At 65.1% G+C, this 19,518-nt stretch carries 22 protein-coding genes; 1 reads left to right on the forward strand and 21 read right to left on the reverse strand.

The window, feature by feature from the left end:
- Positions 1-11 precede the first annotated feature (11 nt).
- From SZ55_RS12190 to trmJ, 21 genes are all read right to left on the reverse strand, one after another.
- Complete coding sequence (locus SZ55_RS12190) at positions 12-806, reverse strand: amidohydrolase (protein ID WP_044405975.1); 795 nt, start codon at positions 804-806, stop codon at positions 12-14.
- Positions 794-1,942, reverse strand: a complete 1,149-nt coding sequence (locus tag SZ55_RS12195; protein WP_044405977.1) for a pyridoxal phosphate-dependent aminotransferase — start codon at positions 1,940-1,942, stop codon at positions 794-796. The genes SZ55_RS12190 and SZ55_RS12195 overlap by 13 nt, the downstream gene beginning before the upstream one ends.
- A gap of 126 nt (positions 1,943-2,068) precedes the next feature.
- The gene (der, locus tag SZ55_RS12200; protein WP_044405979.1) at positions 2,069-3,547 is read right to left on the reverse strand and encodes a ribosome biogenesis GTPase Der; all 1,479 of its coding nucleotides are present in this window, start codon (positions 3,545-3,547) and stop codon (positions 2,069-2,071) included.
- Positions 3,548-3,625: 78 nt separating this feature from the next.
- Positions 3,626-4,765 (reverse strand): outer membrane protein assembly factor BamB, encoded by a 1,140-nt coding sequence (gene bamB, locus SZ55_RS12205; RefSeq protein WP_044405981.1) that lies wholly within the window; start codon positions 4,763-4,765, stop codon positions 3,626-3,628.
- A 2-nt stretch (positions 4,766-4,767) separates the two neighbouring features.
- Complete coding sequence (locus tag SZ55_RS12210) at positions 4,768-5,412, reverse strand: YfgM family protein (protein ID WP_044405983.1); 645 nt, start codon at positions 5,410-5,412, stop codon at positions 4,768-4,770.
- A 26-nt stretch (positions 5,413-5,438) separates the two neighbouring features.
- Positions 5,439-6,728 carry a histidine--tRNA ligase gene (gene hisS / locus SZ55_RS12215; RefSeq protein WP_044405985.1) on the reverse strand — a complete coding sequence of 430 codons (1,290 nt, stop codon included), beginning with the start codon at positions 6,726-6,728 and terminating at the stop codon, positions 5,439-5,441.
- A 14-nt stretch (positions 6,729-6,742) separates the two neighbouring features.
- Positions 6,743-7,855 (reverse strand): flavodoxin-dependent (E)-4-hydroxy-3-methylbut-2-enyl-diphosphate synthase, encoded by a 1,113-nt coding sequence (gene ispG, locus SZ55_RS12220; protein ID WP_044405987.1) that lies wholly within the window; start codon positions 7,853-7,855, stop codon positions 6,743-6,745.
- Positions 7,856-7,858: 3 nt separating this feature from the next.
- Positions 7,859-8,875, reverse strand: coding sequence for a RodZ domain-containing protein (locus tag SZ55_RS12225; RefSeq protein WP_044405988.1), 1,017 nt, complete (start codon positions 8,873-8,875; stop codon positions 7,859-7,861).
- Positions 8,872-9,630, reverse strand: a complete 759-nt coding sequence (pilW, locus tag SZ55_RS12230) for a type IV pilus biogenesis/stability protein PilW (protein WP_044405990.1) — start codon at positions 9,628-9,630, stop codon at positions 8,872-8,874. Before pilW ends, SZ55_RS12225 begins: the two co-directional genes overlap by 4 nt.
- A 13-nt stretch (positions 9,631-9,643) precedes the next feature.
- Complete coding sequence (gene rlmN, locus SZ55_RS12235; protein WP_044405992.1) at positions 9,644-10,792, reverse strand: 23S rRNA (adenine(2503)-C(2))-methyltransferase RlmN; 1,149 nt, start codon at positions 10,790-10,792, stop codon at positions 9,644-9,646.
- Positions 10,793-10,816: 24 nt separating this feature from the next.
- Positions 10,817-11,248, reverse strand: a complete 432-nt coding sequence (gene ndk / locus SZ55_RS12240; RefSeq protein ID WP_044405994.1) for a nucleoside-diphosphate kinase — start codon at positions 11,246-11,248, stop codon at positions 10,817-10,819.
- 94 nt (positions 11,249-11,342) lie between these two features.
- Positions 11,343-11,543, reverse strand: a complete 201-nt coding sequence (gene iscX / locus SZ55_RS12245; RefSeq protein WP_044405996.1) for a Fe-S cluster assembly protein IscX — start codon at positions 11,541-11,543, stop codon at positions 11,343-11,345.
- 10 nt (positions 11,544-11,553) lie between these two features.
- Positions 11,554-11,892, reverse strand: coding sequence for an ISC system 2Fe-2S type ferredoxin (gene fdx, locus SZ55_RS12250; protein ID WP_044405997.1), 339 nt, complete (start codon positions 11,890-11,892; stop codon positions 11,554-11,556).
- A 4-nt stretch (positions 11,893-11,896) separates the two neighbouring features.
- On the reverse strand, positions 11,897-13,756 hold the full coding sequence (gene hscA / locus SZ55_RS12255; RefSeq protein WP_044405999.1) for a Fe-S protein assembly chaperone HscA: 1,860 nt from the start codon (positions 13,754-13,756) through the stop codon (positions 11,897-11,899).
- Positions 13,757-13,805: 49 nt separating this feature from the next.
- Positions 13,806-14,327, reverse strand: a complete 522-nt coding sequence (hscB, locus tag SZ55_RS12260; RefSeq protein ID WP_044406001.1) for a co-chaperone HscB — start codon at positions 14,325-14,327, stop codon at positions 13,806-13,808.
- An 8-nt stretch (positions 14,328-14,335) separates the two neighbouring features.
- Positions 14,336-14,659 (reverse strand): iron-sulfur cluster assembly protein IscA, encoded by a 324-nt coding sequence (gene iscA, locus SZ55_RS12265; protein ID WP_044406003.1) that lies wholly within the window; start codon positions 14,657-14,659, stop codon positions 14,336-14,338.
- 16 nt (positions 14,660-14,675) lie between these two features.
- A complete protein-coding gene (iscU, locus tag SZ55_RS12270) occupies positions 14,676-15,062 on the reverse strand; it encodes a Fe-S cluster assembly scaffold IscU (RefSeq protein WP_044406005.1) in 387 nt (128 codons plus the stop codon).
- A 29-nt stretch (positions 15,063-15,091) separates the two neighbouring features.
- The gene (locus SZ55_RS12275) at positions 15,092-16,306 is read right to left on the reverse strand and encodes an IscS subfamily cysteine desulfurase (protein ID WP_044406007.1); all 1,215 of its coding nucleotides are present in this window, start codon (positions 16,304-16,306) and stop codon (positions 15,092-15,094) included.
- 30 nt (positions 16,307-16,336) lie between these two features.
- Positions 16,337-16,843 (reverse strand): Fe-S cluster assembly transcriptional regulator IscR, encoded by a 507-nt coding sequence (gene iscR, locus SZ55_RS12280; RefSeq protein ID WP_044406009.1) that lies wholly within the window; start codon positions 16,841-16,843, stop codon positions 16,337-16,339.
- 138 nt (positions 16,844-16,981) lie between these two features.
- Positions 16,982-17,758 carry a serine O-acetyltransferase gene (cysE, locus tag SZ55_RS12285; RefSeq protein WP_044406011.1) on the reverse strand — a complete coding sequence of 259 codons (777 nt, stop codon included), beginning with the start codon at positions 17,756-17,758 and terminating at the stop codon, positions 16,982-16,984.
- Positions 17,758-18,531, reverse strand: coding sequence for a tRNA (cytosine(32)/uridine(32)-2'-O)-methyltransferase TrmJ (gene trmJ, locus SZ55_RS12290; RefSeq protein WP_162484936.1), 774 nt, complete (start codon positions 18,529-18,531; stop codon positions 17,758-17,760). The genes cysE and trmJ overlap by 1 nt, the downstream gene beginning before the upstream one ends.
- Before the next feature lie 156 nt (positions 18,532-18,687).
- On the opposite strand from trmJ, the gene suhB reads away from it, so the two are divergent.
- Positions 18,688-19,503 (forward strand): type III secretion system regulator SuhB, encoded by an 816-nt coding sequence (gene suhB, locus SZ55_RS12295; protein WP_044406015.1) that lies wholly within the window; start codon positions 18,688-18,690, stop codon positions 19,501-19,503.
- Positions 19,504-19,518: the final 15 nt, after the last annotated feature.

Below are 19,518 nucleotides of genomic sequence, written 5' to 3' on the forward strand. Positions count from 1 at the left end.
TCGCCTGGCGCTCAGGGCGCAAGCTGGAAGCCGTCGGCGTCGAGGTAGGCCGGGAAACGCTCGCGGTAGGTGGCGAGTGCGGTGGCCGACAGGGTCGTGCAGAAAACGCCATCGCCGTCATCGGCATTCAGCAAGGGCTCCCCCTGGAAATCGAGCACCTGACTATCGCCGCTGTAGGGGTGGCCTTTTCCGTCGCTGCCTACACGGTTGACGGCGGCGACGTAGCAGAGGTTCTCGATGGCACGGGCGGGGATCAGACGATTCCAGTGATGACGGCGGGCAGCAGGCCAGTTGGCGGTGTACAGCAGCAGGTCGGTGTCGTGCGGGTCACGGCTCCAGACCGGGAAGCGCAGGTCGTAGCAGATCAGCGGGCGTACCCGCCAACCCTTGAGCTCGAACAACGCCTGGGTCTCCCCCGGGCTGTAGTGCTTGTGCTCGCCGGCCATGCGGAACAGGTGGCGCTTGTCGTAATGCAGCACCTCGCCATCCGGGCGGGCCCAGAGCAAGCGGTTGCGGTGGCTGCCATCGGCAGCACGGATGATGACGCTGCCGGTGATCACGGCACCCAGCCGGGCAGCCTGGACCTTGAGCCAGGCATGGGTGGGGCCCTGTTCGGGTTCGGCAAGTGCTTCGGAGTCCATGGAGAAGCCGGTGGTGAACATCTCCGGCAGGATCACCAGGTCAGCGCCTTGCGCGGAATCCAGCAGGGTTTCGAACCGGGCCAGGTTGGCGTCGCGGTCGTGCCAGACCAGGGTGGTCTGAACCAGAACCAGCTTCAGGTCGGGCAGAAGGCTCAGATCGCGCATAGTTTTTCCGCTGCCTGGCGCAGCGTCTCCTCACGTTTGGCGAAGCAGAAGCGCACCAGCCGCAGGTCGGCCGGGGCGTGCTGGTAGAACACCGAGACGGGAATGGCGGCCACGCCGTGCTCACGGGTGAGCCACTCGGACATGGCGACATCGCCCAGGTCGGGGCGGATGCCGCTGTAGTCGACCAGCTGGAAATAGGTGCCGGCGGCGCGGGTGAAGCGGAAGCGCGAGTCAGCCAGCAGGTCACAGAAGAGGTCGCGCTTGGCCTGGTAGAAGCCGGGCAGCTCGGCCAGGTGCTCGGGGTGGGCGGCCATGAAATCGGCCAGCGCCCACTGCAACGGGGTGACACCGCAGAAGTTGACGTACTGGTGGACCTTGCGCAGCTCGGCGGAGAGCGCCGGAGGCGCCACCACGTAGCCGGTCTTCCAGCCGGTGACGTGGTAGGTCTTGCCGAAGGAACTGACCACGAAGGCGCGGGCATAGAGTTCGTCGTGGGCCAGTACGCTGACGTGTTGGACGCCATCGAACACCAGGTGTTCGTAGACCTCGTCGGACACCAGGTAGATGTCACGACTGCGGATCAGCGCCGCCAACTGGTCCAGCTCGGCACGGGAAATCAGCGCGCCGCTGGGGTTGTGCGGGCTGTTGAGGATGATCATGCGGGTGCGCGGACTGAGCGCATCCTGCATCCGCTGCCAATCGATGGCGAAACCCGGCAGGGCCAGCGGTACGTGCACGCAGCGCCCACCTGCCAGTTCCACCGAGGGCTCGTAGCTGTCGTAGCAGGGGTCGAGGACGATGACCTCGTCACCGGCGCGGACCACCGCCTGGATGGCGCAGAAAATGGCCTCGGTGGCGCCGGGGGTGATGGTCACTTCGCTGTCGGCGCTGACCGTGCGGCCGTAGAAGGTCGCCACCTTGGCGGCGACCTGCTCGCGCAGCGCCGGCAGCCCGGTCATGGGCGCGTACTGGTTGTGCCCCTGGGCGATGTGCTGGCCGACGGCGTCGCACAGCGCGGCGGGTGCGGCAAAGTCAGGAAAGCCCTGGGACAGGTTGATGGCGCCGACTTCGGCGGCCAGTTGCGACATGCGGGTGAAGATGGTGGTGCCGACGTTGGGCAGCTTGCTGGTGATCATTGCAATCCGGCTGTTGGCGACTGGGAAATGCGCCATAGCTTAAGCGCTGCGCGGGCCGCCGACCACAGCCGCCGCACGCCATGAAAAAGGGCGCCCACAGGCGCCCTCTTCCAACCGGCAGCGGGATCAGCGCTTCTTGTCGCGACGCTTCTTCTCGGCCTTCTTGTGGTGCGACATGAGGCGACGCTTCTTGTTCACCTGGCGCTCGGTGAGCTTGTTCTTCTTGCCCTCGAAGGGGTTTTCACCACCCTTGTACTCGATGCGGATCGGCGTACCGACCAGGCGCAGGACCCGACGGTAAGTGTTCTCCAGGTAACGGGTGTAGGACTTGGGCACCGCGTCCACCTGGTTACCGTGGATCACGATCAGCGGCGGGTTGGCGCCGCCCAGGTGGGCGTAGCGCAGCTTGATGCGGCGACCGTTGACCAGCGGTGGCTGGTGCTCCTGCACCGCGTCCTCGAGGATCTGGGTCAGGCGGCTGGTGGGCCAGCGGGTGATGGCGGAGTGGAAGGCAGCCTGGACGGACTTGTACAGGTGGCCCACGCCCGTGCCGTGCAGGGCGGAGATGAAGTGGATGTCGGCGAAGTCGACGAAGAACAGCCGGCGCTCCAGCTCGGTCTTCACGTAGTCGCGCTCGCCCGCCTCCATGCCGTCCCATTTGTTCAGGGCGATGACCAGGGCACGGCCGGTCTCCAGCACGAAGCCCAGCAGGTTGAGGTCGTGCTCGACCACGCCTTCGCGGGCGTCCATGACGAAGATCACCACGTTGGCGTCCTGGATCGCCTGGAGGGTCTTCACCACCGAGAACTTTTCCACCGCCTCGAAGATCTTGCCGCGACGGCGCACGCCGGCGGTGTCGATCAGGGTGTACTTCTCTTCGTTGCGCTCGAAGGGGATGTAGATGCTGTCGCGGGTGGTGCCGGCCTGGTCGTAGACGATGACCCGCTCCTCGCCGAGCATGCGGTTCACCAGGGTGGACTTGCCGACGTTGGGGCGGCCGATGATGGCGATCTTGATGCCGTCCTTCTCGCTCGGGCCGGGGATGCGCGTGGCCTCCTCGCCTTCGGCGACCTCTTCGGTCTCGGCGGCTTCCTGCTCGTCGGCATCGTCGTCACGGGGGAACTCGCCGAGGGCGGCCTGCAGCATCTGGCTGATGCCCCGGCCGTGGGCGGCGGCGATGGGCAGTGCGTCCCCCAGGCCCAGGGGGCTGAACTCGGCACGGGCCAGGTCCGGGTCGACGGTGTCGACCTTGTTGGCCACCAGGAAGGTGCGCTTGTTGCGGCGGCGCAGGTGCTCGGCGATGGACTGGTCGGCAGCGCTCATGCCGGCACGGGAATCCACCATGAACAGCACGGCATCGGCTTCCTCGATCGCCTGGAGGGACTGCTCAGCCATCTTCGCGTCGATGCCTTGCTCGTCACCCGAGATACCACCGGTGTCGATGACGATGTAGGTGCGTCCCTGCCACTTCGCCTCGCCGTACTGGCGATCACGGGTCAGACCGGCGTACTCCGCGACGATGGCGTTGCGGGTCTTGGTCAGGCGGTTAAACAGGGTGGACTTGCCGACGTTCGGGCGGCCCACCAGGGCGATTACGGGAACCATGAGGCTCTCCACTGCATTTTTCAGAAAACACAACGGCCGCTGCCGTCGAACGGCAGCGGCCGGACATTGAACACCAGCTTAGCGGATGGTCAGGGCAACCAGCTTCCCACCGTTGCCGAAGGCGTAGAGCATGTCGCCCACCACCAGCGGACGGGCGCGCAGGCCGTCGCCGTCGATCTTCTCGCGACCGACGAAGTGGCCGTCCACCTGGCTCAGCAGGTGCAGGTAGCCTTCGAAGTCACCGACCGCCACGTAGCTGGAAAACACCTCGGGTGCCGAGAGCTGGCGACGGGCCAGGGAGTCGTTGCTCCACAGAGCCGAGGTCGAACGCTCGTCGATGCCTTCGATGGTGCCGCTGGCCTGGCTGACGTAGACGCTGCCGAAGCCCTGGGCGACGCCCACGTAACTGGACGCTTCGCGCTGCCACAGCACGCGACCGCTTTCCAGGTCCAGGCCGGCGACGCGGCCCTGGTAGGTGGAGACGTACAGGGTGCCACCGGACAGCAGCAGGCCACCGTCGATGTCCACCACGCGATCCAGTTCGGAACGGCCCTGGGGTACAGCAACGCGCTGTTCCCACACCGGCAGGCCGCGCTGCACGTCGACGGCGATCACCTTGCCGGAGGACAGGCCGGCCACCGCCAGGCGGTTGGTCACGATCGGCGCACCGGTGCCGCGCAGGGTCAGCACGGCCGGGGTGTTCTCGTAGATCCAGCGCTGGTTGCCGGTGGACGCGTCGAAGCCGAACAGGGTGTCGTTCTGGGTCTGCACGACCACCACGTCACCGTTGGTGGCCGGCGGAGCCAGCACCTCGCCGTTGACGCGGGCACGCCAGCGCTCTTCGCCGTTGCTGGCGTCGAGGGCGATGATCTCACCCTTCAGGGTGCCCACCAGCACCAGGCCGTAGCCGGCACCGACCGCGCCGGACACCGGCAGGTCGAGTTCCTTGGTCCACAGCTTGTCGCCGGTCATGCGGTCCATGGCGACCACCAGGCCTTCGACGTCACCGGCATAGATGACCTCGCCGTCGACGGCGGGCACCAGCATGTTGTAGGTCTCGCCCTGGCCTTCGCCGATGGAGCGGCTCCAGACTTCCTTGAGCTGGACCTCTTCGGTGATCTTCGGCAGCTCGGCCGGCGGCAGTTCCTTCTTGCTGTTGCTGCTGCAACCGGCGGCCAGGACGGCCAGGGCCAGCAGTGCGGCGAATTTCCAGCGCATCGTCATGCGTCCCCTTTGGCGAGGTCGTCGAGCTTCATCTGCAGGCCACCGACTGCGGCGTCATCCGACAGCGCGGCCTTGGCCTTCTCGTAAGCGGCATGGGCATCATCGGCACGGCCCAGCTGGACCAGCAGATCACCCTTGAGTTCTTCGCGGCTGGCGAGGAACGCCTTGGTAGCGTCGCCTTCCAGCAGCTTCAGGGCGTCATCGACCTTGCCCTGGGCCGCCAGGACACGGGCCAGGCGCTGGCGTGCCAGCTCGCCCAAGGTCGGGTCGGCCGGCTTGTCGACGATCGCCTTGAGCTCGGCGGCCGCGTCGTCCAGCTTGCCGGACTCCACCGCCACCTTGGCGACGAACAGGCTGCCGTACTGGGCATAGTGAGTGCCGCCGAAATCGCTCTTCAGCTTGTTGGCCAGCTCCGCGACCTTGCCGGCGTCGGGCTTGCCGCTGGGGTTCAGGGCCGTCTCCAGCAGTTGCTGGTAGACGATGGAGGCGCCCTGGGACTGGTTGGTCTGGTACTTCTGCCAGGCCTGCCAGCCGAACACCACGGCCAGCGCCAGTGCGCCGCCAGTGACGAGGGGCTTGCCGTTGCGCTGCCACCAATCCTTGATCGCCGCCAGTTCTTCGTCTTCGCTACGCGTGCTCACCCCAATCAACTCCTATGTTCCAAAGCTCAAGCCTGTTGCAGGCAGGCGGCCAGGTGCTCGGTCAGAGCATCCCAGGCAATGTTCTGTTGTTCCTGGTCTTCGCGCAGGGGTTTGAAACCTACCACGCGCTTGGCCAGTTCGTCCTCACCCAGGATCAGCGCATACCGTGCGCCGCTCTTGTCGGCTTTCTTGAACTGGCTCTTGAAGCTGCCGGCGGCGGCATTGACCAGCAGGCGCAGGCCCGGCAGGCCATCACGCAGGCGTTCGGCCAGGGCCAGGGCAGCCAGCTCGGCCGGCTCGCCGAAGGCGCAGATGTAGACGTCGGCCGGGGCGTTGAGGGTGTCGGGGATCTGCTGCAGGGTCTCCAGCAGCAGCACCAGGCGCTCGACGCCCATGGCGAAGCCCACGCCCGGGGTCGGCTTGCCACCGAACTGGCTGACCAGCCCGTCGTAGCGGCCACCGGCACAGACGGTGCCCTGGGCGCCGAGCTTGTCGGTCACCCATTCGAAGACGGTGCGGCTGTAGTAGTCGAGGCCACGTACCAGCTTCTGGTTGATCTCGTAGCGGATACCGACGGCATCCAGGCGCGCCTTGAGGCCTTCGAAGTGCGCGACGGACTCTTCGTCCAGGTAGTCGTGAAGCGTCGGCGCATCCACCAGCAGTGCCTGGGTATCGGCATTCTTGCTGTCAAGGATGCGCAGCGGGTTGGTGGTGAGGCGACGCTGACTGTCTTCGTCCAGGCGGTCGAAACGCTCCTGCAGGTAGGCCACCAGGGCGTCACGGTAGCGCGCACGGGCCTCGCTGGAACCCAGGCTGTTCAGTTGCAGAGTCACGGCGTCGGCAATGCCGAGCTTCTGCCACAAGCGCCAGGTGAGCACGATCAGCTCGGCGTCGATGTCCGGCCCCGGGAGGTTGAACACTTCCACGCCGATCTGGTGGAACTGGCGGTAGCGGCCTTTCTGCGGCTTCTCGTAGCGGAACATCGGGCCGGCGTACCACAGCTTCTGCACCTGGCCGCCACCAGTGAGGCCGTGTTCGAGGACGGCACGCACGCAACCGGCTGTGCCTTCGGGACGCAGGGTCAGCGACTCTTCGTTGCGGTCGAGGAAGGTGTACATCTCCTTGTCGACCACGTCGGTGCCCTCGCCGATGCCGCGGGCAAACAGCTCAGTGAACTCGAGGATGGGCAGGCGGATTTCCTTGTAGCCATAGCCGTCGAGCAGCGTGGCGAAGGTGTTTTCCAGGTAGCGCCAGGCAGGGGTCTGCTCCGGCAGGATGTCGTTCATGCCACGGATGGCTTGGAGGGTCTTGCTCACGGGGTGTCCTTAATTCAGCTGCGGGCGATGACGGCCGCGTCAGCCTCGGCCTTCTCGGCCGCCTTGCGACGGATCAGCCTCTCCAGCTCATCCACCAGGTTCTCGTTCTGCAGTTTCTGCGCCGGCTTGCCGTCGATGTAGACCAGGTTGTTCGGCGTACCGCCGGTGAGGCCGACATGGGCCTCCTTGGCTTCGCCGGGGCCGTTGACCACGCAACCGATGACGGCGACGTCCAGCGGGACCAGCAGGTCCTCCAGGCGCCCTTCCAGCTCGTTCATGGTCTTGACCACATCGAAGTTCTGCCGCGAGCAACTCGGGCAGGCGATGAAGTTGATGCCACGGGAGCGCAGGCGCAGGGACTTGAGGATATCGAAACCGACCTTGATCTCTTCCACCGGGTCGGCGGCCAGGGAAATGCGGATGGTGTCGCCGATGCCTTCGGCGAGCAGCATGCCCAGTCCGACCGCCGATTTGACGGTACCCGAGCGCAGGCCACCGGCCTCGGTGATGCCAAGGTGAAGGGGCTGCTCGATCTGCTTGGCCAGCAGGCGATAGGCGGCGACGGCCATGAACACGTCGGAAGCCTTCACGCTGACCTTGAAGTTCTGGAAGTCCAGCTTGTCGAGGTAGTCCACATGGCGCATGGCCGATTCGAGCAGGGCTTCCGGGGTGGGCTCGCCGTACTTCTTCTGCAGGTCCTTCTCCAGGGAACCGGCGTTGACGCCGATGCGGATCGGGATATTGCGGTCACGGGCGGCGTCGACCACGGCCTTGACGCGGTCCTCGCGGCCGATGTTGCCGGGGTTGATCCGCAGGCAATCGACACCCAGTTCCGCCACGCGCAGGGCGATCTTGTAGTCGAAGTGGATATCGGCCACCAGCGGGACACGGACCTGCTGCTTGATCAGGCCGAAGGCTTCGGCTGCCTCCATGTCCGGCACGGATACACGCACGATATCGGCACCGGCTTCCTCCAGGCGACGAATCTGGCCGACGGTGGCGGCGACGTCGCAGGTGTCGGTGTTGGTCATGCTCTGCACGGCGATGGGGGCATCGCCCCCCACCGGCACGGAGCCGACCCAGATCTTGCGGGAGGGACGGCGTTTGATCGGGGATTCGCAATGCATCGTTTATTGACCCAGTTTCAGGCGAGCGGTCTCGCCATGGATGAACGGCGCGATATCCACGGGCTGGCCGTTGTAGCTGACCTGGGCGCCTCGGGCATAGCCCAGTCGCAGTTCGAGGGGGGCCTTGCCGGCAGCCTCGATGCTCTCGCCGGAGCGCTTGATCCCGCTCTGCAGCACGGCGCCGCCAGCGTCGGTGAGCTGGAACCAGCAGTTGGCGGTGAACTGCACACGCACCACGCCTTCACCGGCAGCGGCCACGACCGGGGCACTGGGCGACGCGGCAGGCGCGGGTGCCTGGGCCGGGATAGCGGGCTGGGCCGGCGCAGTGGCCGGTGCTGCGGTGCTGGGTTGCGCGGGCTGAGCGGCAGCGGAATTGACGGTGGGGGGGGGTGCGGTAGCAGCCGGCGCCTGGGACGGCGTAGCGGGCTGCTGCGGCGAAACCGGGGGAACAGCGGCGGTCTCGCTACCTGCGGCCTGGGCTTCCTGCTCGGCTTCGACAACGGCCTGGTCTTCCGGCTCGTCCAGCGGGTGGATCTGGGTGGTACCGTCGGCACTCTCGACTTCCACGTGCTCCAGGCTCAGCTCGCTGTTGTCGCTGGCGCGACGCTCGGCCTGATCCTGCCACCAGAGGAAGCCGATGACGCCGAGGGCGACGAGGATCGCGAAGCTGACGAAACGCAGCACGCTCTGGGACAAGCGAACCGGTTCCTCGATACGACCGAGGCTGTGCACGTTGCTGCCGGTGGCATCGGTGCCGGTGTAACGATCGAACTCGGCAACCAGTTCAGCCTGGTCGAGCCCGATGAGCTTGGCGTAGGCGCGGATGTAACCGCGCGCGAAGGTGTGCCCGGGAAGCTGCTCGAAAGAGCCGGCCTCCAGTTGGCGCAACGCGTATTCGGTCAGGTTCAGCTGGCGGGCGATGTCGGCCAGGTCCAGGCCCTGGTTCTCTCGCGCCTGGCGCAGCACTTCGCCCGGATTGCCCCGGGTCGCTGCAACAGGTTCGGGTTGCGACGATTTCATCTTTGCTCCGACAGGTATTGCTGGTACTCGGGCGTACCGGGATAGAGGCGTTTGAGCTGCAGGCCCAGGCTGGCGGCCTGGTCACGGTCGTCGAAGACCGTGGCGATGCGCACGCCGAGCAGGAGGCTGCGGGCTGTCTGGGGCGCCATGGACGAAAAGCTCAGGTAATAGTCGCGGGCGGGGACGTATTGCTTCTCGTCGTACAGCAACTGCGACATCTCGAGAAGCGCTCTGGGTTGCTGGCTGTTAAGACGAAGGGACTTCTCAAAATGCTGCTTGGCCAGGGCAGGCTGCTTCAGTTGGAGAGCTACCAGCCCCATATTCTCGAATACGCGGGAACGCTCTGGGTAAAGATTATCTTCGGCTGCAGCCTGGAACTGCTCGTAAGCTTCCTTGTAGCGCTTTTGCTCGAACAAGAAGCTTCCATAGTTGTTTCTGATGCGAGCATCAGCACGCGCAGAAAGCGCCCTTCGATAATGCTCATCAGCCAGCGCAGGTTCTAACTCATTTTGAAAGACAAGCGCTAACGCCGCATGGGCGTCGGGGTTGGAGGAGTCCAGATCCAGCGCCTGCTTCAACGGAACCTTGGCTTGCTCGGACTGCCCTTCCTGCAAATACCCGAGGCCAAGACGAATATAGGCATCACGCGCCTCATCTCGCCCTTTTGACGTTGAGAGGGGATCTACGCTCCCGCTCGAAACACATCCCATGCATAGGCTTGCGAGTAAAGCAGTCAGCGCGATGCGCAGGGTCATGGGGTTCCTCCCTTCAGTTTCGATTGGCGGCGTTCAGGCCGGCGTCCGCATCGGTATCGAGCTGACGCAGGGCGATGTAACGCTCACTGCGGCGGGTACGGTCCATGACCTGCCCGACCAGTTGCCCACACGCGGCGTCGATGTCGTCGCCACGGGTGGTGCGAACGGTGACGTTGTGGCCGGCCTTGTGCAACAGGTCCTGGAAACGGCGAATGGCGTTGTTGCTCGGCCGCTCGTACCCGGAGAAGGGGAAGGGATTAAACGGAATGAGGTTGATCTTGCAAGGAAAATCCTTGAGGAGTGCGATCATCTGCTCAGCATGGACAGGCTGATCGTTCACATCCTTGAGCAGTGTGTACTCGATGGTCAGGAAGCGCTTCTCTCCAAGGCGGGAGATGTAGCGATTGCAGGCATCCAGTACCACCGCGAGGGGGTACTTCTTGTTGATCGGTACCAGCTCGTTACGCAGTTCGTCATTGGGCGCGTGCAGGGACAGCGCCAGGGACACGTCGGTGACCTCAGCGAGCTTGTCGATCATCGGTGCCACGCCTGAGGTGGACAGGGTCACCTTGCGCTTGGAAATGCCGTAGCCGAGGTCGTCCATCATGATGGTCATGGCGGCGACGACGTTGTCGAAGTTCAGCAGCGGCTCGCCCATGCCCATCATCACCACGTTGGTGATGGCGCGGTCGATCTTGGCCGGCACGGTGCCGAAGGATTTGTTGGCGATCCAGACCTGGCCGATGATCTCGGCGGCGGTGAGGTCGCTGTTGAAGCCTTGCTTGCCCGTGGAGCAGAAGCTGCAGTCCAGCGCGCAACCAGCCTGGGACGAGACGCACAGCGTGCCGCGCCCTCCCTGGGGGATGTAGACGGTCTCGACGCAGCTGCCCGACGCCACCCGGACCACCCACTTGCGGGTGCCATCGCTGGAAATGTCCTGGCTGACCACTTCCGGGCCACGGATCTCGGCAGAGGCCTTGAGCTTTTCGCGCAAGGCCTTGCCGATATTGCTCATGGCGTCGAAGTCCTCGACGCCGAAGTGGTGAATCCACTTCATCACCTGACCGGCGCGGAAGCGTTTCTCCCCGATGGTTTCGAAGAAGCTTTCCAGTTGCGGCTGGGTCAGACCCAGCAGGTTCACTTTACCGGTCGATGCAGTCATGGCTTCACCCTCTCCCAGCCGCGATCAGCGGATGCGAGCGCACACCTCGGTGGCAGCGAAGAAGTAGGCGATCTCGCGAGCAGCGGAGGCCTCGGAGTCGGAACCGTGTACGGCGTTCTCGTCGATGGAAACGGCGAAATCAGCGCGGATGGTGCCGGCGTCGGCTTTCTTCGGATCGGTAGCGCCCATCAGTTCACGGTTCTTGGCAATGGCGCCTTCGCCTTCCAGGACCTGGACAACGACCGGACCGGAAGTCATGAAGGACACCAGGTCCTTGAAGAAGGGGCGCTCTTTGTGCTCGGCGTAGAAACCACCGGCTTCACGCTCGGACAGCTGGACCATCTTGGCGGCAACGACGCGCAGGCCGGCCTTTTCGAAGCGGGTGACGATCTCGCCGATGACGTTCTTGGAAACGGCGTCCGGCTTGATGATGGAGAGGGTACGTTCAACAGCCATGGAATTACTCCGGAAACTATGGATTAAAGCGAAAAATTAAACCCGCGAATTATACGCGGGTTCCTGTTAAATGCGTAGGGTGGCTGAGCAGGCCTCAGTCGGCCTCTTCGATCCAGGCCGCCTGGATCGCCTCCAGGACCTTCTCCCCGCCTCGCTGGGTGTCATCGTCGAACTCGGGCAGGCTGGTCACCCAGTTGTGGAGATCGACGAAATTGACGTAGCGCGGGTCCACGTCAGGCTTGCTTTCGGCGAGCTGGATGGCGATTTCCAGCACATCGACCCATTTCAGACTCATGGCGCGGCCCTCAGTGCTTTTCCGAAACCTGGTTGATGGTGTACTTCGGAATCTCCACCACCAGGTCCTCTTCGCCTACGACGGCCTGGCAGGACAGGCGCGACTCGGCCTCAAGCCCCCAGGCCTTGTCCAGCATGTCGTCCTCCAGCTCGTCGGAGGGCTCCATGGAGGCGAAGCCTTCACGCACGACCACGTGGCAGGTGGTGCAGGCACAGGACATCTCGCAGGCGTGCTCGATCTCCAGGCCGTTGCGCAGCGCCGCCGCGATGATGGTCTCGCCCGGCTGGGCCTCTACCACCAGCCCTTCGGGGCAGTGCTCGGCGTGGGGCAGGAATACGATCTGCGGCATGGGGTCATTCCTCGATTTCATTCAGTCGGCGCCCGGCGAGGGCTGCCTTGACACTGGCATCCATGCGCCGCGCCGCGAAGGCGTCGGTCACCTGGACCAGTCGTTTGGTCTGCTGCTCGATCGCCACGCCGTCACTGCCTTCGAGCAGTTCGCGCAACTGATCCAGCTGGTAGGCGATAGCGGCACGTTCGTCGGCGTCCAGCAGGGTGTCGCCGTCCGCCTGGACAGCCGCCTCGACCGCCTCGATCAGGCGACGGGCCTCAACCTGGTGCTCACGCAGCACCCGGGCCTGCTTGTCGTCATTGGCGTACTGGAAGGAGTCCTGCAGCATGCGGGCGATCTCGCCATCGGTCAGGCCGTAGGACGGCTTGACCTGAATGCTCGCCTCAACACCCGAGCCCAGCTCGCGCGCGGTCACGCCCAGCAGACCGTCGGCATCCACCTGGAAGGTGACACGGATCTTGGCCGCACCCGCCACCATCGGCGGGATGCCGCGTAGCTCGAAGCGGGCCAGGGAGCGGCAATCCTTGACCAGCTCGCGCTCGCCCTGGAGCACGTGGATCATCATGGCGGTCTGGCCGTCGCGGTAGGTGGTGAAGTCCTGCGCACGCGCCACCGGGATGGTGGTGTTGCGCGGGATGACCTTCTCCATCAATCCGCCCATGGTCTCGAGGCCAAGGGACAGCGGGATCACGTCGAGCAACAGCAGCTCTTCGCCGCGCTTGTTTCCCGCCAGGATGTCAGCCTGGATGGCGGCGCCGATGGCCACCACCTGGTCCGGATCGATGTCGGTGAGCGGCTCACGCCCGAACAGGCCGCCCACCGCCTCGCGAACGCGGGGCACGCGGGTCGAACCGCCGACCATCACCACCGCCTCCACATCCTCGACTTCGATGCCGGCATCCCGCACTGCGCGGCGGCAGGCCTTGAGGCTGCGCGCCACCATGGGCTCGATCAGCGACTCGAAGTGGGCACGGGTCAGACTGGAGGTCCAGCCACGGTAGGCAACATCTACCTGGTCGGCCGTGGTAAGCGCTTCCTTGGCGGCGCAGGCCACCTGCAGCAGGTTGCGCTGGGCACCGGCATCCAGGTCAGCGGAAAGACCGGCCTGCTCGACGATCCAGCCAGCGATGGCATGGTCGAAGTCATCACCGCCGAGGGCGCTGTCACCGCCGGTGGCCAGGACCTCGAAGACGCCACGGGTCAGGCGAAGGATGGAAACGTCGAAGGTGCCGCCGCCCAGGTCATAGATGGCGACAACACCCTGGGCCTGCTTGTCCAGGCCATAGGCGACCGCTGCCGCCGTCGGCTCATTGAGCAGGCGCAGCACATTCAGGCCAGCTAGGCGCGCAGCGTCCTTGGTGGCCTGCCGCTGGGCATCATCGAAATAGGCCGGCACGGTAATGACCGCACCCACCAGCTCGCCCCCCAGGCTCGACTCGGCACGCTGGCGCAATGCGCGAAGGATTTCGGCGGACACCTCGACCGGACTGCGGACGCCCTGCACGGTCTCGATGAACGGCATGTGGGATTCGCCCGCGACGAAGCGGTAGGGCAGGTGCTCGCCGAGGTGCTTCACATCCTCCAGGCCACGCCCCATCAGGCGCTTGACGGAGAGGATGGTGTTCAGCGGATCTTCAAGGGCGGTGTCACGGGCGGTACGCCCGACCTCGACCCGGTCGGCATGGTAGCGAACGGCCGAAGGGACGATCACGTCGCCCTGGGCATCGGGCAGGGGCTCGGCGACACCGCTTCTGACGGCGGCGACAAGGGAATTGGTGGTGCCGAGGTCGATGCCCACGGCCAGGCGACGCTGGTGCGGCTTGGGGCTCAGTCCGGGTTCGGCGATCTGCAGTAGGGCCATGCTGGTCTGCTAGTCAGGCGGCGCCCCCGCCATGGCGAGGGCGACAGGGTTAGTCGTCGAGGCGCTCTTCGAGTTGGCGCACTTCCTGGGCGAGCTTGTCGAGGAACTGCATGCGGCGCACGAGGCGCTCGGCCTCATCGCGGCGGGCTTCGTCATCCCAACAGGCTGCGAACGCCGACTCGAGCTCGGCCTGGGCCGAGCGCAGGCGGCGCTTGAACGAGGCAACGCCATCGAGATCGGCGGAGTCCTGAAGGTCTTCCAGCTCTTCGCGCCACTGCATCTGCTGCAGCAGGAAGCCGGGATCCTGGACGGTCGCCTCCAGCGGCAGCTCGCGCCCCTTCAGCGCCAACAGGTAGAGCGCACGCCGTGGGGCACTGCGCAGGACCTGGTAGGCCTCGTTGAGCTGGGCGGCATGCTCAAGCGCCAGACGCTGCTCGCGCTCGGGCGCATCGACGAAGCGGTCGGGGTGGACGGTACGGGCCAGCTCGCGATAGCGAACCGCCAGGCGCTCGGGATCGATCTCGAAGCCGGGCTTGAGATCGAACAGCGCGAAGTGACAGGGACTACCCACACCGAACCTCAGACGTTGAAGCTTTCGCCGCAACCGCACTCGCCGCGAACGTTCGGGTTATTGAACTTGAAGCCCTCGTTGAGACCTTCGCGGACGAAGTCCAGTTCGGTGCCGTCGAGATAGGCCAGGCTCTTGGGATCGATGATCACCTTGACCCCGTGGCTCTCGTAGACGAGATCCTCGGACGCCACCTCGTCGACGAACTCCAGCACGTAGGCCAGGCCGGAGCAGCCGGTGGTGCGGACGCCGAGTCGGATGCCCTCGCCCTTGCCGCGCCCCTCGAGGGAGCGACGGACATGGCTGGCGGCGGCTTCGGTCATGCTGATGGCCATAACGACTCCTCGATGATCAGATCAGACCCTTCTTCTGCTTGTAGTCCTGGACGGCCGCCTTGATGGCGTCCTCGGCCAGGACCGAGCAGTGGATCTTCACCGGCGGCAGGGCCAGCTCTTCGGCAATGGTGGTGTTCTTGATGGCAGCGGCCTCGTCCAGGGTCTTGCCCTTCATCCACTCGGTGGCGAGGGAGCTGGAGGCGATGGCGGAACCGCAGCCGTAGGTCTTGAACTTGGCGTCTTCGATCACGCCCTGCTCGTTGACCTTGATCTGCAGGCGCATCACGTCGCCGCATGCCGGGGCGCCGACCATGCCGGTGCCGACGTTCGGGTCCTCGGCGTCGAGCTTGCCGACGTTCCGGGGGTTCTCGTAGTGGTCGATGACCTTTTCGCTGTATGCCATGTGCTTATTCCTCGCTCATCAGGGGGGCGTCAGTGCGCCTGCCATTCGACCTTGGAGAGGTCGACGCCCTCTTTGTACATGTCCCACAGGGGGGACAACTCACGGAGTTTGTCCACCGCCTCGCGCACCTTGGCGGCCGCGTAGTCGACCTCTTCCTCGGTGGTGAAGCGGCCGAAGGTGAAGCGGATGGAGCTGTGCGCCAACTCGTCGTTACGGCCCAGGGCACGCAGCACGTAGGACGGCTCGAGGGAGGCGGAGGTGCAGGCCGAACCCGAGGACACGGCCAGGTCCTTGAGCGCCATGATCAGCGACTCACCTTCGACGTAGTTGAAGCTGAGGTTCAGGTTGTGCGGAACGCGGGCGGTGGCGCTGCCGTTCAGGTACAGCTCTTCCATACCATCCAGGGCAGCCCAGAAGCGCTGGCTGAGACCACGGATGCGCTCGTTCTCGGAGGCCATTTCCTGCTTGGCGATCTGGAAGGCTTCGCCCATGCCGACGATCTGGTGGGTGGCCAGGGTACCGGAACGCATGCCGCGCTCGTGACCGCCGCCGTGCATCATCGCCTCCAGGCGCACCCGCGGCTTGCGGCGTACGTAGAGAGCGCCGATGCCTTTCGGGCCGTAGGTCTTGTGGGCGGAGAAGGACATCAGGTCGACCTTGAGCTTCTCCAGGTCGATCTCCACCTTGCCGGTGGACTGGGCCGCATCCACGTGGAACAGGATGCCGCGGGCGCGGGTCAGCTCGCCGATGGCAGCGATGTCGTTGACGGTGCCGATCTCGTTGTTCACGTGCATGACGGAGACGAGGATGGTGTCGTCGCGCAGGGCCGCCTCGACCATCGCTGGAGTGATCAGGCCGTCTTCACCGGGCTCCAGGTAGGTGACCTCGAAGCCTTCGCGCTCCAGCTGGCGAGTGGTGTCCAGGACCGCCTTGTGCTCGATCTTGGAGGTGATCAGGTGCTTGCCCTTGCTCTGGTAGAAGTGCGCGACACCCTTGATGGCGAGGTTGTCGGACTCGGTGGCGCCGGAGGTCCAGACGATTTCGCGGGGGTCGGCATTGACCAGCTCGGCCACCTGGCGACGGGCGTTCTCCACCGCCTCCTCAGCTTTCCAGCCGAACACGTGGGAGCGGGAAGCGGGGTTACCGAAGTTGCCGTCGGCCAGCAGGCAATCGCTCATCTTCTGAGCAACGCGGGGGTCGACCGGAGTGGTTGCGGAGTAATCCAGGTAAATCGGCAATCTCATCGGTTGTCTCCTATCAGGCGGGTGCCCTGCTCATTCGATGGCGGACACTTCAATCTTTTCGGGGCTCGAATTCCGTCCACTGGGACGACGCTGGCCATGGCGCTCGTTCTGACGCTGGGCGACTTCCTGGACCTCGTTGCGACTGACGATGTCGCTCAGGCTGATGCTGCTGAGGAAGTCGTGGATCTGGAGGCTGAGGTCATCCCACAGATGGTGGGTCAGGCAGGCACCGCCGGAGGAGTCGCAGTTGCCCTGGCCCTGGCAGCGGGTGACATCGACGGACTCGTTGACCGCGTCGATGACCTGCGCCACGTAGATGCTGGAAACGTCGCGGGACAGCTGGTAGCCGCCCCCCGGGCCGCGAACGCTGCTGACCAGGTTGCCACGGCGCAACTTGGCGAACAGCTGCTCGAGATAAGAGAGGGAGATGCCCTGACGCTCGGAAATATCTGCCAGAGAAACCGGACCTTGCTGCGAGTGCAAAGCCAGGTCGAGCATGGCTGTGACGGCGTAGCGGCCTTTGGTGGTCAGTCGCATGGGAAGTCCACGGTTCGCTGAAGTGCGAGCGAGTATGCTATTCCCGACTATTTAAGTCAACTATAAGCCTGATTAAATAAGTCGGGTATTGCGCTAGGCAGGGGCGCGAATGATATCAGAATTTCACCCCCTCGCCTATCAGACCGCCGGACGCTCCGTGGCGCCCTTTTCATCCTCGAAGGCCTCGCAACGCAACTCGGGCAGGGCTGTCGCGCGGTAGTCGCTACCCAGCTCGGTGAGCGCCTTGCACATGCCATCGAGGCGCTGATCAACCGCCTGGACGTGATCGAGCAGTTGACCGATGGCGCGCGCCACCGGATCCGGCATGTCCTGCCCCACGCCATAGGCATCGAAGCCGAAGCGTTCGGCAAGGGCCTGGCGCCGCGCAGCCTGCTCGGAATCCTCCTTGATGATGATCCGCGCAGGAATGCCGACCGCCGTGGCGCCAGCCGGGACGGCCTTGGTCACCACTGCATTGGAGCCGATCTTGGCCCCCGCTCCGACCGTGAACGGGCCAAGCACCTTGGCCCCCGCTCCCACCACCACGCCATCTTCAAGAGTCGGGTGGCGCTTGCCCTTGTTCCAGCTGGTGCCACCCAGGGTCACGCCCTGGTAGAGGGTGACGTCGTCACCGATCTCGGCCGTCTCGCCAATGACGATGCCCATGCCGTGGTCGATGAAGAAGCGCCGACCGATCCGCGCACCGGGGTGGATCTCAATGCCGGTCAGCCAGCGACCGAAGTTCGACACCAGCCGCGCCGCCCACTTCCACCCGGCAACCCACAGCGCGTGCGCGACGCGATGCAGCCAGATGGCATGCAGCCCCGGGTAGCAGGTGAGCACCTCGAAGGCCGTGCGCGCTGCCGGGTCACGGTGGAATACACCCCGGATGTCTTCTCGCATGCGAGCCAGCATTACTTCTCCCTCCGCTTCTGGATCTCGCCGCGCGCCGCCTTCTGCGTCTCGGTGAGGATGCCGCGCAGGATGTTCATCTCGAGCTTGCTGATGGCGGCGCGACCGTAGAGGCGGCGCAGGCGGGTCATCAGATGCCGGGGACGCTCAGGGTCGAGGAAGGCGATGTCCACCAGGGTCTGCTCCAGGTGGCCGAAGAAGCGCTCGAGCTCGTCGACCGTCACCGGCTGTACATTCTCCTCGGCCGTGAGCTCCACCTTCTCCATCTTGGTCGGCTGGCCCTGGACCTGCAGCCAGGCCATGCGCGCCTCGTAGGTCAGCACCTGCACGGCGGACGCCAGGTTCAGGGAGCCAAAGGCCGGGTCGGATGGGATATGCACATGGAACTGGCAACGCTGCAGCTCGTCGTTGGTCAGGCCGGCGTATTCGCGCCCGAACACCAGGGCGACCTCGGCCCCATCGCTGATCTGCTCGACGCAACTGGCCGCGCACTCGCGAGGGTCCAGCAGCGGCCAGGGGATATGGCGATCCCGCGCGCTGGTGCCATAGACCAGGCTGCAGCCCACCAGCGCCTGCTCCAGGGTGTCCACCACCAGGGCGGATTCGAGGATATCGTCGGCACCCGAGGCGCGGGCATAGGCCTCGCGATCGGGGAACTGCTCCGGCTGGACCAGCACGAGCTTCGACAGGCCCATGTTCTTCATCGCCCGCGCGGCACCGCCGATGTTGCCGGGATGACTGGTGCCGACCAGCACCACACGAATGTTCTGCAGCACGCCCGCCTGCTCCCACATGGACTACAAACAAAAGGGTGGGAAATCTTACAGAAACAGTCGGGTAAACACCACGAAGGCCGATGGGCGCATCTACATGGCCCGGGCTTTTCTGCTAGAATTCGCGGCTTTCTTTAACGACCCCAGGTATACGCCCCCATGCAGCCCATGCTGAACATCGCCCTGCGCGCCGCTCGCAGCGCCGGCGAATTGATCTTCCGTTCGATCGAGCGCCTGGACGTGATCGCCATCAACGAGAAGGACGCCAAGGACTACGTCACCGAAGTCGACCGCGCTGCCGAGGAAACCATCATCCAGGCCCTGCGCAAGGCGTATCCGACCCACGGCATCCTGGGCGAGGAAGGCACCTCCATCGCCGGCACCGGCGAGGGCGCCGACTACCAGTGGATCATCGACCCGCTGGACGGCACCACCAACTTCATCCGCGGCGTCCCGCACTTCGCCGTCAGCATCGCCTGCAAATACAAGGGCCGCCTGGAACATGCGGTGGTCCTCGATCCGGTCCGCCAGGAAGAGTTCACCGCCAGCCGTGGCCGTGGCGCCGCCCTGAATGGCCGCCGCCTGCGCGTCAGCAACCGCAAGAGCCTGGAAGGCGCCCTGCTCGGCACCGGCTTCCCCTTCCGTGACAGCCAGCTCGACCACCTGGACAACTACCTGAACATGTTCCGCAGCCTGGTCGGCCAGACCGCAGGCCTTCGCCGCGCCGGCTCCGCGAGCCTGGACCTGGCCTATGTCGCCGCCGGCCGCTTCGATGCGTTCTGGGAGTTCGGCCTGTCCGAGTGGGACATGGCAGCAGGCGCCCTGCTGGTACAGGAAGCCGGCGGCCTGGTGAGCGACTTCACCGGCGGCCACGACTTCCTGGAAAAGGGCCACGTCGTGGCCGGCAACACCAAGTGCTTCAAGGCCGTGCTGACTGCCATCCAGCCGCACCTGCCGCCCTCGCTGAAGCGCTGAACCGCGACCACAACG

Source organism: Pseudomonas sp. FeS53a, assembly GCF_000931385.1.
GTDB lineage: Bacteria > Pseudomonadota > Gammaproteobacteria > Pseudomonadales > Pseudomonadaceae > Metapseudomonas > Metapseudomonas otitidis.

Bases quoted from the DNA above. Each gene is read 5' to 3' on its own strand.
- cysE (WP_044406011.1), bottom strand. From the start codon at position 17,758: ATGCTGGCTCGCATGCGAGAAGACATCCGGGGTGTATTCCACCGTGAC.
- bamB (WP_044405981.1), bottom strand. From the start codon at position 4,765: ATGCGCTGGAAATTCGCCGCACTGCTGGCCCTGGCCGTCCTGGCCGCC.
- hscA (WP_044405999.1), bottom strand. From the start codon at position 13,756: ATGGCCCTACTGCAGATCGCCGAACCCGGACTGAGCCCCAAGCCGCAC.
- SZ55_RS12190 (WP_044405975.1), bottom strand. From the start codon at position 806: ATGCGCGATCTGAGCCTTCTGCCCGACCTGAAGCTGGTTCTGGTTCAG.
- ispG (WP_044405987.1), bottom strand. From the start codon at position 7,855: ATGCATTGCGAATCCCCGATCAAACGCCGTCCCTCCCGCAAGATCTGG.
- pilW (WP_044405990.1), bottom strand. From the start codon at position 9,630: ATGACCCTGCGCATCGCGCTGACTGCTTTACTCGCAAGCCTATGCATG.
- iscA (WP_044406003.1), bottom strand. From the start codon at position 14,659: ATGGCCATCAGCATGACCGAAGCCGCCGCCAGCCATGTCCGTCGCTCC.
- SZ55_RS12225 (WP_044405988.1), bottom strand. From the start codon at position 8,875: ATGAAATCGTCGCAACCCGAACCTGTTGCAGCGACCCGGGGCAATCCG.
- SZ55_RS12275 (WP_044406007.1), bottom strand. From the start codon at position 16,306: ATGAGATTGCCGATTTACCTGGATTACTCCGCAACCACTCCGGTCGAC.
- rlmN (WP_044405992.1), bottom strand. From the start codon at position 10,792: ATGACTGCATCGACCGGTAAAGTGAACCTGCTGGGTCTGACCCAGCCG.
- iscU (WP_044406005.1), bottom strand. From the start codon at position 15,062: ATGGCATACAGCGAAAAGGTCATCGACCACTACGAGAACCCCCGGAAC.
- iscX (WP_044405996.1), bottom strand. From the start codon at position 11,543: ATGAGTCTGAAATGGGTCGATGTGCTGGAAATCGCCATCCAGCTCGCC.
- fdx (WP_044405997.1), bottom strand. From the start codon at position 11,892: ATGCCGCAGATCGTATTCCTGCCCCACGCCGAGCACTGCCCCGAAGGG.
- SZ55_RS12195 (WP_044405977.1), bottom strand. From the start codon at position 1,942: ATGATCACCAGCAAGCTGCCCAACGTCGGCACCACCATCTTCACCCGC.
- ndk (WP_044405994.1), bottom strand. From the start codon at position 11,248: ATGGCTGTTGAACGTACCCTCTCCATCATCAAGCCGGACGCCGTTTCC.
- suhB (WP_044406015.1), top strand. From the start codon at position 18,688: ATGCAGCCCATGCTGAACATCGCCCTGCGCGCCGCTCGCAGCGCCGGC.
- iscR (WP_044406009.1), bottom strand. From the start codon at position 16,843: ATGCGACTGACCACCAAAGGCCGCTACGCCGTCACAGCCATGCTCGAC.
- der (WP_044405979.1), bottom strand. From the start codon at position 3,547: ATGGTTCCCGTAATCGCCCTGGTGGGCCGCCCGAACGTCGGCAAGTCC.